This is a genomic window from Nocardia sp. NPDC051570 (assembly GCF_044454005.1).
GTDB lineage: Bacteria > Actinomycetota > Actinomycetes > Mycobacteriales > Mycobacteriaceae > Nocardia.
Genome location: NZ_JBITDI010000004.1, coordinates 402,286 through 415,708, shown reverse-complemented (window position 1 = coordinate 415,708; position 13,423 = coordinate 402,286). Strand labels below are relative to the sequence as shown.

The window sequence follows — 13,423 nt, the reverse complement described above, 5'->3', positions numbered from 1 at the left end:
CGATCGTTCCGGCGAAAAGCGCGCCAGGGGCATGAAGGTCGCTGCATGGGTGAGGTCATGAAGAAACTCAACCGTGCTCGAATGAGCACTGCCGCAATGTTTGTCGCCTGCGCGCTGCTGAGCGCCTGCGGTGGTTCGCACACTGCTTCCACTCCGTCGCCCACTACCGGCGAACTCACCGTCACCCAGGCGGTGACCGATACCTACCAGCGCTTCTTCGACGGCTCCACCTCCGCCGACGATAAGATCGCACTCCTGGAGAACGGCCAGGCCTTCGCCGAAGCCATCCGGGCGCAAGCGAATTCGCCGATGGCCAAGGCCACCACGGCGACCGTGTCGAACGTCGCCAGCACCGCCACCGATCACGCCGACGTCACCTTCACGATCCTGTTCAACGGCCAACCGGCCCTGGCGAATCAGCAGGGCTCGGCGGTCCACGCCGACGGCGGCTGGAAGGTCACCGCCGTCACCTTCTGCGCCCTGCTCACCCTCGAGGGCAATCCGCCCCCGGCGTGCGCGGCGGCCACACCCACGCCCGGCCGCTGAATTCGCATGGCACGCCGCGGTATCGCGCTCGTCACCGTCACGGCGGTGCTGTTCGTGACCTTCCTGGACACCACGATCGTGAGCGTCACCCTCGGCGCGATCCAATCCGATATCCACGCGGGTGTGGTGTCGCTGCAATGGGTCGTCAACGCCTACACGCTGGTATTCGCCAGCTTGATGCTGACCGCCGGATCGCTGGGCGACCGCTGGGGGCGCAAGCGGGTGATGGTGGCCGGGCTGGTGATCTTCTGTGCGGGATCGGTGCTTTCGGCGGTCGCGACCGCGGTGCCGGTGCTCATCGCCGGGCGCGGGGTGATGGGTCTGGGCGCGGCCGCGTCGGAACCGGGCACCCTGTCGGTGCTTCGGCACATCTATCCCGATCGCGGCGCGCGGGCCCGGGCGCTGGGTGCGTGGGCGGCCGTCTCCGGCCTGGCCCTGGCGCTGGGGCCGGTGATCGGTGGGCTGCTGGTCGGGGCCTTCGGATGGCGATCGGTGTTCTGGTTCAACCTGATCGTCGGGGCCGTGGTGCTCGCCGCCGCGCTGCGCTGGGTGCCCGAGAGCGCCGATCCGCAGCCCGGGCCGATCGACTGGGCCGGATTCGCGTTCGGTGCGACATTTCTCGCCTGCGTGATCTATGCCGGGATCTCGGGGGAGCAGGCCGGTTACGGTGCGGCGTCGGTGATCACGCTGTTCGTCGTCGGCGGCCTGGCCTTCGCCGGATTCCTGGTGGTCGAATCGCGGGCGCGAAATCCCATGTTCGACTTCCGATATCTGCGGCGGCCGACCGTACGCGCCGCACTGATCGTCGCGTTCGCCGTGTACTTCGGCATCTTCTCGATCTTCTTCTTCACCGCGCTGTATCTGCAGGAGGTGATCGGCTATTCGGGCTGGCGCACCGCGGCGGTCTTCGCGCCGATGGCCGTCGCGATCATCGCGGGCGCGGTGCTGTCGGGATCCTGGGTGGCCCTGCGGGGTTCGCGCACGCCGATGATCACCGGCTGTCTGCTCGGTGCGGCCGGAATTCTGCTGACCCGCGAATTCCTGGGTATCACAGTGCATTTCGCGCCGCTGGCGCTGGCTCTGACGGTCGCGGGACTGGGCTTCGGCATCGCCGTGGTGCCGCTCACCTCGGCGGTGCTGGCCGGTGTCCCGGCGGAGCATTCGGGGATGGCGGCCGCGGCCACCAACACCATGCGTCAGGTCGGGGCCGTGGTCGGGGTGGCCGCGCTGGGCGCGCTGGTCAATTCGTACCTCAACGCCGATCTCGTGGATCGGCTGAACGCCCTGGGCATCCCGGCCAACTTCCAGGCCATCGTGATCGACGCCATCGAGACCGGAAACGTGCCCACCGGTGGCGATCCCGCCGCCTCGGCCGCCTACGGGCCCATCGTCGCGCGGGTCATCGGCGCCACCTACGCCGCCTTCCATCGCGGACTCGAGGTGGCACTGCTGGTTTCGGGCATCATGATCCTGGTGGCGGCGGTGATCACCGCGCTCACACTGGCGCGCACCGGCGATCGATCCGGCTACGAATACGAGACCTGACGATCACTGCCGCAGCGCGGCGGCCAGCGCCGGACTCAGTGCCAGCGCCGGCAACGATTGCACGAGCATATCGATCAGCTGTTCGCGCGAGATCGTCTCGTGCCGTAGCCAACTCAGCGTCGTCTCCTCGACGAAGGCGATCCAGCCGCGCACGGCCAGCCGCAGCCGGGGATGATCCGGATCGTCGCCCGGGATCGGCGCCACGGCCAGGATCCGGTCGACGATCGTATTGCGCGACTCCTCGGCCAGGGCGGCGAATTCGGGGCTGGCGCTGCCCGGCCCGCGCAGCAGCGTCGTATAGGGCGTGCGATGGGCGCTGACGTAGTCGACGTAGCGCTGGACCGCGTCACGCAGCATGTCGAACAGGCTCAGCGTGGGATCGGGCGCGGTGCGGGTCAGCAGTTCGAGATTGGCGCGGTGCAGGATGGCCAGCTGGAAGTCCTGCTTGGAGGAGAAGTAGTGGAACAGCAGGCCCCGGGAGATCCCGGCCTTCGCGGCGATCTCGCCCACGGAGATGTCCTCGATGGCGCGATCGCGCAGCATCTCGGTGCCGAGCGCGATGAGCTGCTGGCGGCGTTCGTCCGGGCTCAGACGCACCCGTTTCCCGTTCTCTCCGGAGGTTGTGGCGGCCATGCGGCAATCTTACTGAACACGAGTCAATACTGTTGACTGCTGCTCAATAAGCCCCTACGCTCGATTACATGAGTCGCAAGGTTACAGACAAAGATGTCGACCGCGCCGCCCGGCACGTGCACATTCTTATCGTCGGCAGCGGTTTCTCGGGTCTGGGAATGGCGATCCGGCTCAGCCAGCAGGGTCGCGACGACTTTCTGGTGATCGAGCGCGGTAGCGACGTCGGCGGCACCTGGCGCGACAACACCTATCCGGGCGCGGCCTGCGATGTGCCGTCCCAGCTGTACTCCTATTCCTTCGCACTCAATCCGGCCTGGTCGCGCTCGTTCTCCAAACAGCCGGAGATCCAGCGCTACATCCAGGGCGTGGCCGATCGCTACGGCGTGCGCGATAAGCATCTGTTCGACTGCGAGATGTCCGGCGCCCGCTGGAACGAGCGCGACTCCCGGTGGGAGGTGCGGACCAGCCGCGGCGCGTTCACCGCCGATATCCTGGTCTCGGCCATCGGCGCACTGTGCGAGCCGAATCTGCCGGATATCAAGGGCATCAACACCTTCGAGGGCGAGATCTTCCACTCGGCGCGCTGGGATCACCAGTCCGATCTGAGCGGTAAGCGGGTCGCGGTCATCGGCACCGGCGCCTCGGCCATTCAGATCGTGCCCTCGATCGCGCCGAAGGTGGCGCATCTGGACGTCTATCAGCGCACCGCGCCCTGGTTGCTGCCCCGCATCGACCGGCCGTACACGCTGCCGGAGCGGCTGGCGTTCAAGTATGTGCCGGGCGTCCAGCGTCTTTCGCGGGCCGCCATCTACGCCGCGCGCGAGACCCAGGTCGTCGGCCTGGCCAAGTTCCCGCCCGCGATGCTCGCCCTGGAGACGATCGCCCGCGCCAAGCTGGCCTACGAGGTGCGCGACAGCGAGTTGCGCCGCAAGGTCACCCCGAACTTCCGCATCGGCTGCAAGCGCATGCTGATCTCCAACGAGTACTACCCGGCGCTGGGCCGCGACAACGTGGATGTCGTCACCGATGGCATCCGCGAGATCCGCGAGAATTCCATCGTCACCACCGACGGATCCGAGCGCGAGATCGACGCCATCGTCGTGGCCACCGGCTTCCATGTCACCGATTCCCCGGCCTACGAGGCGATTTCGGGGCGCGACGGGCGCACGCTGGCCGAGGTGTTCGAGGCGGCCGGCCAGCAGGGCTACAAGGGTTCGGCGGTCGCCAACTACCCCAACATGTTCTTCCTGCTCGGCCCGAACGTCGGCCTGGGCCACACCTCGATGGTGTACATGATCGAATCGCAGATCACCTACATCACCGACGCGATCGCCACCATGGACCGGCTGGGCCTGCGCACGGTCGAGGTGCGAAAGGATGTGCAGGACAAGTTCAATCGCGAGCTGCAGGGCAAGCTGGTCGGTAGTGTGTGGAATACCGGCGGCTGCGCCAGCTGGTATCTGGACAAGCACGGAAACAATACGACGCTGTGGCCGGATTTCACCTTCCGCTTCCGTCAGCTGCTCGAGAAGTTCGATGTGGCGGCGTACGACACGACAACGAGAATCAACGGGGCCGAGGTTCGGTCCGATGTGAAAGTGGTGGCAGCACAGTGAGCGATGATGCTTACTTCACGGACAAGGTTTGCGTGATCACCGGTGCCGGCTCGGGCATCGGCCGGTCCCTGGCGGAGAATCTGGCCCGCCGCGGCGCCAAACTCGCGCTGTCCGATATCGATACCGACGGCCTGGCCGAAACCGTCCGGCGCTGTGAGGCACTCGGCGCGACGGTGAAATCCGATCGGCTCAACGTCGTCGAGCGCGAGGCGGTGCTGCTCTATGCCGACGCGGTCAAGAAGCACTTCGGCGTCGTGCACCAGATCTACAACAACGCCGGAATCGCCTTCCACGGCGAGGTGATCCACTCCCAGTTCAAGGACATCGAGCGCATCATGGATGTCGACTTCTGGGGAGTCGTCAACGGCACCAAGGCATTTCTGCCGTATCTGATGGAATCCGGCGACGGGCATGTGGTCAACGTGTCCAGCCTGTTCGGCCTCATCGCGGTACCCGGCCAGAGCGCCTACAACGCGGCCAAATTCGCGGTGCGCGGTTTCACCGAATCGCTGCGCCAAGAGATGCTGGCGCGCAAGCATCCGGTTCGGGTGACCTGTGTGCATCCGGGCGGTATCAAGACCGCGGTCGCGCGCAACTCCACCTTCGCCGAGGGCATCGACGGGCAGAAGTTCGCCGCGATGTTCGATAAGCAGCTGGCATTGCACACCCCGGAGATGGCCGCGCAGACCATCACCGAGGGCGTGCGCAAGGGGCACGGCCGGGTGCTGATCGGCTGGGAGGCAAAGCTTCTCGATCTGTGCGTGCGTGCCACCGGGTCGTGGTATCAGCGCGTGGCCAGCATCGTGCAGCGCGGCCTCCTGCCCTGAGCGCGATGATGCTCGGGATTTCATTGCCGGCGCCGGTCGCCCGAATCGTCGTGCATCCGTTTTTCCGGTACGCGATGCACCATCGGCTGCCGTGGCGAGCGCAGCGGGCCGTCCTCGACACCGCCTCGCGGCTGCAGCCGCTGCCGCGCGGTACCCGGGTGCAATCCATGAGCCTGGGTGGCCGCCCGGCCGAGCGGATCACCGTCGGTGCCGAAATTGGCCCCGGCGCAGTGCTTTATCTGCACGGCGGCGGTTATGCGACCGGCTCGCTGGCCTCCCATCGCTCACTAGCGGCACATCTGGCGCGCGAGCTGCGGCGGCCGGTGTTCCCGCTGGATTACCGGCTCGCACCGGAACATCCGTATCCCGCGGCCCTCGACGACGCCGAGGCCGCGGTCCTCGCGCTGATATCCACCGGGCTGCGCGCGGAAGATATTGCGATATCCGGTGATTCGGCCGGTGGCGGGCTGGCCCTGGCTCTGGCGCTGCGGCTGCGCGACCGGCACGGAATCCGGCCCGCCGCACTGGGTTTGATCGCGCCGTGGTCGGATCCGAACGACTTCGATTCCGCCTATCGCGATCTGGTGACCAGCAGGCCGTGGGCGCGGGCATGTGCGGCCGCCTATCTCGGCGACGGTGACGGCGACGATCCCGGCTATGCGCCTTTGCGGGGCGAGTTGGCTGGATTACCACCGGTTTACGTGCAGGTGGATGCCGGGGAACGGCTGTATGGCCAATGCGTACGGCTGGTCGCGGCGCTGCGCGCGGCCGAGGTGCCGACGCGGTTCTCGGTCACCCGGGGCCTGTGGCATGTGGCTCAGGCGCAGGCCGGGCTGGTACCTGCGGCGGCAGCGGCGGTGCGGGAGTTGGCCGAGTTCCTCGAAGAGTCGCTTCGAACTGCGTCGATCTGATCCATAGGATGAGTCTGTCGCGGCCTCGTGGCGGCTCGATTTGCCGACCGGGCGGTCGGGCGGGCAACGCCTTCGGGGCTGGCGTACATTACCGGTGAGTAATCCACGTGGAAGGGCACCGCACCGATGCGAGAGTTCGAAGTCCCGGCTTCTTACACCATTCCCGAGGTCGCCAACATGTCCGATGGCGCCTTCCGGCATGCCGAGCGCACGCCCGAACTGGTGGTGTTCAACAGGCCGGACGGGAAGGGCGGCTGGACCGATGTCACGGCGGCCGAATTCGCGAAGACCGTCACCGCGGTGGCCAAGGGACTGATCGCCTCCGGGATCGAACTCGGTGATCGCGTCGCCATCATGGCCTCGACCCGCTACGAGTGGGTGGTCCTGGACTTCGCCATCTGGGCGGCCGGCGCATGCACCGTCTCGATCTACGACAGCTCCTCCGCCGAGCAGGCGCGCTGGATCCTCGAGGATTCCGCCACCAAACTGCTCGTCGTCGAGAACGCCGAACATCGCGCGACCATCGCCGAGATCGAGGGCAGCCTGTCGGGGCTGGGCGAGACGCTGGAGCTGAATTCGGGCGCGGTCGATGAGCTGCTGCGGCGCGGCGCCGACCTCGACGATGCCGCGGTGCACGATCGCCGCGGCCAGGTGACCGCGGCCTCGCCCGCGACGCTGATCTACACCTCGGGCACCACCGGGCGCCCCAAGGGCGTCATGCTCTCGCACGCGAATCTGTACGCCGAATCGGCGGCCGATCGCAGCGTGATGGGCGAATTCCTGCGGGCGGGTCATCGCTCGCTGCTGTTCCTGCCGCTGGCCCACATCTTCGCCCGGGCCGTGGCGCTGGCCGCCTTCGACGCGGGCGTCACCGTCGGACATACCGCGGACTGGTCCACGCTGGTCCAGCAGTTCGGGGAGTACAAGCCGGACTTCATCCTGTCGGTACCGCGCGTATTCGAGAAGGTCTACGCCGGCGTCGCGTCCAAGGCCGAGGAGGGCGGTAAGGGCAAGATCTTCGCCCTCGCCGCCGATACCGCCATCGCCTACAGCCAGGGCATGCAGAACGGTTCGGTCGGACTGGTACTCAAGCTCAAGCACGCCGTCTTCGACAAGCTTGTCTACAGCAAGCTGCGGGAGGCGATGGGCGGACGATGCGCCGCGGCGGTCTCCGGCGGCGGCCCGCTGGGCGCGCGGCTCGGGCACTTCTTCCGCGGCGCGGGGGTGACCATCTACGAGGGCTACGGCCTCACCGAGACCACCGCGGCGATCTCGGTGAACGTGCCGAGCCGCATCCGGATCGGCACGGTCGGCCCGCTGCTGCCCGGCCACGCGGGCAAGGTGGCCGACGACGGTGAGCTGCTGCTGCGCGGCCCGGTCGTCTTCGACGGCTATTGGAACAACGAGTCCGCCACCGCGGACGCCTTCGAGGACGGCTGGTTCAAGACCGGCGACCTGGGCACCATCGATGACGAGGGCTTCATCACCATCACCGGCCGCAAGAAGGAGATCATCGTCACCGCGGGCGGTAAGAACGTCTCCCCGGCGATGCTCGAGGACGCCCTGCGCGCCAATCCGCTGATCAGCCAGGTCATGGTGGTCGGCGACGGACAGCCCTTCGTCGGTGCGCTGATCACCCTCGATCCCGAGGCGCTGCCGAAGTGGAAGGAACAGCACAACCTGCCCGCGGACACCCCGATCGAGCAGCTGATCGAGAATCCGCAGCTGGTGGCCGAGGTCGACGAGGTCGTCGCGCAGACCAACAAGCTGGTCTCGCATGCCGAGCAGATCAAGAAGATCCGCATCCTGCCGGTCGACTGGACCCAGGAGAGCGGTGAGCTCACCCCCAAGCTCTCGCTCAAGCGCGCGGTCGTGATGAAGAACTACGCCGCCGACGTGGACGCCATCTACGGCTGAGCTCGACAACGTGAAGCGGCCCATCCTCCGATGAGGGTGGGCCGCTTGCGATTCCGGATCAGCCGACCGGGCCCTGCGCGAGTTGTGCCTGGACCGTTTGGGTTTGGCCGGTCTGATCGGTCACCGTGAGGGTGATCGTATCGCCCGGATGATAGAGATCCATCGTATTGACCAGTGCGGTGGCCGAATCGAGGGCGTGGTCGTCGATCTGGGTGACCACCATGCCGGGCGCCAGACCCATCTGATCGGCGGGCCCGCCGCGCACGACATTGCGGACCACCGCACCGCCGCCACCGTTGTTATCGCTGACCGAGACGCCGAGGAAGGCCGTCGGGCCGACGTGCACGCGATCGGAGGCGGAGGAGCCCTGGATCTGCTTGGCGATGGACAGGGCCGTATTGATCGGGATGGCGAAGCCCTGGCCGCCGCCGGTGCCGAGACGGAAACCCTGTGAGGCGGCGGTGTCGACGCCGATCACCTGGCCGGAGCCGTTGATCAGCGGGCCACCGGAATCGCCGGGCTGGATGTTGGCGGCGACCTGGATGAGTCCGGTCAATTGTTCGGAGGCGCCCGCGGATTCGTCGCTGGCGGTGATGGACCGGTTCAGTCCGGTGACCCGTCCGGCCGCGGGCGTCGGGTTGCCGGTGCCGCCGGCGTTGCCGAGGCCCACGATCGCGTCGCCGACCTGCGCCTTGGCCGAATCGCCCAGCGGTGCGGTCTGCAGTCCGGACGCGCCGTTGAGGTGGATGACGGACAGATCGTCCTGCCGGTCGTAGCCGAGGACGGTGCCGGAATAGGTCTTACCGTTACCGACATCGGTGACCGCGATCTTGGTCGCGCCCTCGACCACGTGGTTGTTGGTCAGCACGTCGCCGTCGGAGGTGAGCACGATGCCCGAGCCCGCGCCCGCGGCGTTCTGCAGCCCGAGCTGGGTGTTGACCAGCACGATGCCCGGCAGCACCTGATCGACCGCGGCGGTGAGGTTGGCCGGGGTGGTCTGATTCTCGATCGGCTGCACGCTACCCGGCGACTGCGCCAGCGGGCCGTTCGGCGCCAGGCCGTGCGGGGTGAATCGCGAGGCCACCAGCCCGACCGTGACCGCCAGGGCCAGTACCATCACGGCCACCATGGTGAAGTTCAGGCCGTGGCGGGGCCTGCGCGGCGGAGGCGGCGGCGCCCCGTAAGGACCCGAAGGTTGCCCGGGCCAACCACTCTGATTCGGATACACGGTCATCACGTCCTCGCTAGCTGGACAATCGTTCCATCCCATTAAGCCCTCACTACCTGAGAGCGCGCTGGGTACTTCCAGTGCGAATGCCAACGTGCCGGAGGCCACAGGGCTGTTCTGACGAATCTGTGACGGTCCGGCGCGCGCGGTATTCGAGAGGGGGTTGCGCGGGGTGAGCGGAAGTACGCTCGCGCTATGACGGGAACGGGGCCGCGGGTGGCCGGTGGGATTGTCGCGGCGGGGCTGGTCGTCGGGGTCGCCGAGTTGGTGGCCGCGACGATCGCCCCCGGCAGCGCGCCGCTGGCCGCGGTGGGTTCCGCGGTGGTGGATCGGACGCCGGTTGCCGTGCGGGAGTGGGTGATCGGCGCGGTCGGGACCGATGACAAGCTGCTGCTGTTCGTGGTCATGGGTGTGGTGGCGGTGATCGTCGCCGGGATCGCCGGAGTCGTCGAGCGGGGTGGACGGCCGCTGGGGTCGGCCCTCTTCGTGGTGTTCGGGATTCTCGCCGCCGCGGCCGCGGTGACCCGGCCCGGCGCCTCGTGGACGTGGGTGCTGCCGTCGGTGATCGGGGCCGGGCTCGGGATCGTGGCGTTGCGGCGGCTGATTCACCGGGTGGAGATATGGGAGTCCGATGCGGTTCCGGCGATCGAGAATGCCTCGGGCGCAGCGGATTCCGATGCGCGATCCGCGGTGGGCCGGCGGCAGGTGATCCGGGGCGTCGTCGGAGTCGGGGTGCTCGCCGCGGTGGCGGGCCTGGCCGGGCGGGTGCTCGGGACGCGGACGCGGAATGTCGCGCCCGAGCGGGCCGCGCTGCGGCTGCCGGTCCCGAATTCACCCGCGCCGCCGATCGATCCCGCGGCCGATCTTCGGATTCCCGGACTCACGCCGTTCCTCACCGATAACGGCGACTTCTATCGGATCGACACCGCGCTGTTCGTGCCCCAGGTCAGCGCCGACACCTGGTCGCTGCGGATCCACGGCATGGTCGACCGCGAAATCCGGTTGTCCTACGCCGATCTCGCCGCGCGACCGGCCGTGGAGCGGGTGGTGACCCTGATGTGCGTATCCAATCCGGTGGGCGGGGATCTGATCGGCAACGCGCGCTGGCTGGGATATCGGCTGGCGGATCTGATCGCCGAGGCGGGGCCGCATCCGGATGCCGATATGGTGTTGTCCCGCAGCACCGATGGATTCACCGCGGGCAGCCCGCTGGCCACGCTGGTCGACGGCCGCGACGCCCTGCTGGCGATCGGGATGAACGGGCAGCCGCTGCCGGTCGAGCACGGATATCCCGCGCGGCTGGTGGTGCCCGGACTCTACGGATACGTTTCGGCGACGAAGTGGGTCACCGAGATCGAGATCACCAGATTCGATCGGGCACAGGCGTATTGGACCAAGCGGGGCTGGTCGGCGTACGGGCCGATCAAGACCGGCACCCGGATCGACACCCCGGGCGGCGGGCGGAATGTCAAGCCCGGGCGGGCGACCGTCGCCGGGGTCGCCTGGGCCCAGCATCGCGGCATCACCGGGGTGGAGGTCCAGATCGACAGCGGCCCTTGGCAATCCGCGCGGCTCGCCGCGGTACCCTCGCTCGACACCTGGCGGCAGTGGGCCTACGACTGGGATGCCGCGCCGGGCCTGCACACCGTCCGCGCCCGCGCCATCGACGAGACGGGGCGGCCGCAGACCGCGGAGGTTCGCGACGTGCTCCCCGACGGTGCCACGGGTTATCCGTCGGTCACCGTGCGCGTCGGATAGCACGAAAGACGAAGGGCCCGAAGACGATCGACGGCCCGGCTCCCACGCTGGGGAACCGGGCCGTCGCTCTCGGATATCAGTGCCCGACGTCCACCGGCACCCGGTCGGCCGGGGCATCGGACCGGTTCGCCGTGCGCGAGCCGATGAACAGCGCCGAGGCGGCCACGCCGATCAGCAGCACCCCGGCGGGCAGCAGCATGGACTGACTCAGCGCGGTGCTGAGCTTGTCGAGAATCTGTGCGGGGATAGGACCCATCCCCGCGCCCTCGGCCGCGGGGGCCTCGCCGAGACCCTGTGCGGACATGCGTGCCGAGAGCAGCGCGCTGATCGCGGCGCTACCGAGCACCGAGCCGATCTGCCGGGTCGTGTTGTACACACCCGCACCCGCGCCGGCCTGATGGATCGGCAGATTGCGAGTCGCCGTGGAGGCCAACGGACCCCAGATGCCCGCGTTGGCGAATCCGGCCAGGGCCGCCGCCAGCATGAACACCGGAATCGAGCTGTCGGGCTTCATCAGCGCCACGAACCAGAACACCGAGATCGAGAACAACACGAAGCCGATGGTCGGGAGCACCCGCGGCGGCAGTCGATCCGAGATCTTGCCCGCGATCGGCGCCGCGATGCCGGTCAGGATCGCCATCGGCGCGAATACCAGCGCCGACTGGGTGGGCGAGAAGTCCCGCACGGTCTGCAGATAGAAGTAGCCGGGCACCATCAGCGATGCCGTCGCCGCGCCCATCGCCGCGATGGCCAGGCTGCCCAGCGCGAAGTTGCGGTCGCGGAACAGCCGCAGCGGCACCAACGGCTCACCGGTATTGCGGGCCTGGTTGACCAGGAACAGTGCCAGCACCACCAGACCGGCGATGATCAGCGCCCAGATCACGCCGTCCCAGTCGCGGGTCTTACCCTCCTGAATCCCGAAGACCAGCAACAACATTCCGACCGCGCTGAGTGCCACGCCCACCAGATCGAACTTGTGTACCCGCGTCTCCAGCGCCGGGACCAGCCAGACGGCCAGCGCGAATGCGACCACGCCGATGGGTACGTTGATGTAGAAGATCCAGTTCCAGCCCAGCTTGTCGACGAGTACGCCGCCCAGCAGCGGGCCGACCAGCGTCGCCAGGCCGGCCACGCCGCCCCACATGCCCATGGCCGCGCCGCGCTTGTCCGGCGGGAAGGTGCGGGTGATGACGGCCATGGTCTGCGGCGTCATCAGCGCCGCGCCCAGACCCTGCACCGCGCGGGCCGCGATCAGCATCTCGATCGAGCCGGACATGCCGCACCACAGCGAGGCCAGCGTGAATACCGTGAGGCCGGCGAGATAGATGTTCTTGGGGCCGTAGCGATCTCCGAGCCGGCCGGTCACCAGCAGCGGGACCGCGTACGCCAGCAGATAGGCGCTGGTCACCCAGATGACCTTGTTGATATCGGTATGCAGTTCGGCGAGGATCTTCGGATTGGCCACCGCGACGATGGTCATATCCAGCAGGATCATGAAGAATCCGACGACCAGCGCGTAGAGCGCGAGCCATGGATTGCGTGGGGGTGTCATGCGATTCGTCCTGTCGGGGACATCGATCGGAGGGGATCGATGAAGGTCTGATAGTGGTCGGGCGCGCGATTCACTCGCTGGACGCGCTGCGCCGGATTTCGGCGAGTGCGTCGTCGGTGACCGCCGAGCCCCACGCGGGGCCCAGATCGCTGGTATCGGCGTCGATTCGGTTGCCGTCGGCATCGAATTGCTCCCAGGCCAGGGAGCCGTCGATGAGTTCGGCGACCACGCGGCGGAGCCAGTTCGCCTCGGCCTGGGCCTGAACGTGCAGGTATTCCAGCACCATCCAGTACCGGCGCGGCACCTGTCGACCGGTGGCCCAGGTGTGCAGGGCGTCGAGTTCGGTCAGGTTCTGGTCGAGCCAGCCGATGCGCTCGTTCAACAGTCCGATCACCTCGTCCGCGGGCAGATTATGTGCCTCGGACATGGCGAGCGGGAACATCGGGAATTCGCTGAGGGGACGGCGGATGATGTCGGCCACCCGGGTGCGCAGCGCCGTGGTGCCGGATTCGGTGATCCGATACGTGGTGCGTTCGGGGCGGTTCCCGGCCCGGTCGATGCCCTCGGCATGCACCATGTCCTGTTCGGCCAGCCGTGTCACGGTGTGATACAGCGAGCCGGGCCGGACCTTGACCAGGTAGTCCTCTCGGCGTTGCAGCAGCGTCTGATACATCTCGTAGGGATGCATCGGCCGCTCTTCCAGCAGCGCGAGCACGGAGATCGCCAGTGGCGTCAGCATCGCACCCGGCTGCTTGTTCATCGTGGTCGGCTCCCTTCGTCGTCACCGCCGGCCGTAGGCCCGGGCGGCGACATCCTCCGTCTCGAATACTCCGCGCCGAATATACGATGTGGAACAGTCGCCGGACAAGCGGGAGTAACTGCTGTCACAA

11 protein-coding genes are annotated in these 13,423 nt (G+C 67.7%); 7 read left to right on the top strand and 4 right to left on the bottom strand.

The genetic code is table 11. The annotated features are described in order from the left end of the window. Positions 1-81 precede the first annotated feature (81 nt). A complete protein-coding gene (locus tag ACIA76_RS12045) occupies positions 82-546 on the top strand; it encodes a hypothetical protein (protein WP_397151411.1) in 465 nt (154 codons plus the stop codon). Positions 547-552: 6 nt separating this feature from the next. Further along, a complete protein-coding gene (locus tag ACIA76_RS12040) occupies positions 553-2,091 on the top strand; it encodes an MFS transporter (RefSeq protein WP_397151409.1) in 1,539 nt (512 codons plus the stop codon). Positions 2,092-2,094: 3 nt separating this feature from the next. On the opposite strand, the gene ACIA76_RS12035 is transcribed toward ACIA76_RS12040, so the two are convergent. Beyond that, the gene (locus ACIA76_RS12035; protein ID WP_397151406.1) at positions 2,095-2,724 is read right to left on the bottom strand and encodes a TetR/AcrR family transcriptional regulator; all 630 of its coding nucleotides are present in this window, start codon (positions 2,722-2,724) and stop codon (positions 2,095-2,097) included. Between the two features lie 68 nt (positions 2,725-2,792). Between ACIA76_RS12035 and ACIA76_RS12030 the strand changes: the two genes are divergently transcribed. The 4 genes from ACIA76_RS12030 (at position 2,793) to ACIA76_RS12015 (ending at position 7,995) form a co-directional block, all read left to right on the top strand. Further along, positions 2,793-4,340, top strand: coding sequence for a flavin-containing monooxygenase (locus tag ACIA76_RS12030; protein WP_397151404.1), 1,548 nt, complete (start codon positions 2,793-2,795; stop codon positions 4,338-4,340). After that, entirely contained in the window at positions 4,337-5,167 is an 831-nt protein-coding gene (locus ACIA76_RS12025; protein WP_397151402.1) for an SDR family NAD(P)-dependent oxidoreductase, read from the top strand. The genes ACIA76_RS12030 and ACIA76_RS12025 overlap by 4 nt, the downstream gene beginning before the upstream one ends. 8 nt (positions 5,168-5,175) lie before the next feature. Then, the gene (locus tag ACIA76_RS12020) at positions 5,176-6,078 is read left to right on the top strand and encodes an alpha/beta hydrolase fold domain-containing protein (RefSeq protein WP_397151952.1); all 903 of its coding nucleotides are present in this window, start codon (positions 5,176-5,178) and stop codon (positions 6,076-6,078) included. 126 nt (positions 6,079-6,204) lie between these two features. Continuing rightward, the gene (locus tag ACIA76_RS12015; protein WP_397151400.1) at positions 6,205-7,995 is read left to right on the top strand and encodes an AMP-dependent synthetase/ligase; all 1,791 of its coding nucleotides are present in this window, start codon (positions 6,205-6,207) and stop codon (positions 7,993-7,995) included. Between the two features lie 58 nt (positions 7,996-8,053). Here ACIA76_RS12015 and ACIA76_RS12010 read toward each other — a convergent pair whose 3' ends face one another. After that, positions 8,054-9,112: a S1C family serine protease gene (locus ACIA76_RS12010; protein WP_397151950.1), complete on the bottom strand. Its 1,059-nt coding sequence runs from the start codon at positions 9,110-9,112 to the stop codon at positions 8,054-8,056. 306 nt (positions 9,113-9,418) lie between these two features. On the opposite strand from ACIA76_RS12010, the gene ACIA76_RS12005 reads away from it, so the two are divergent. Continuing rightward, entirely contained in the window at positions 9,419-10,981 is a 1,563-nt protein-coding gene (locus ACIA76_RS12005) for a molybdopterin-dependent oxidoreductase (protein ID WP_397151398.1), read from the top strand. Between the two features lie 76 nt (positions 10,982-11,057). Here ACIA76_RS12005 and ACIA76_RS12000 read toward each other — a convergent pair whose 3' ends face one another. Continuing rightward, positions 11,058-12,533 (bottom strand): DHA2 family efflux MFS transporter permease subunit, encoded by a 1,476-nt coding sequence (locus tag ACIA76_RS12000; protein ID WP_397151396.1) that lies wholly within the window; start codon positions 12,531-12,533, stop codon positions 11,058-11,060. A 70-nt stretch (positions 12,534-12,603) separates the two neighbouring features. After that, positions 12,604-13,293, bottom strand: coding sequence for a PadR family transcriptional regulator (locus tag ACIA76_RS11995; RefSeq protein WP_397151394.1), 690 nt, complete (start codon positions 13,291-13,293; stop codon positions 12,604-12,606). Positions 13,294-13,423 lie beyond the last annotated feature (130 nt).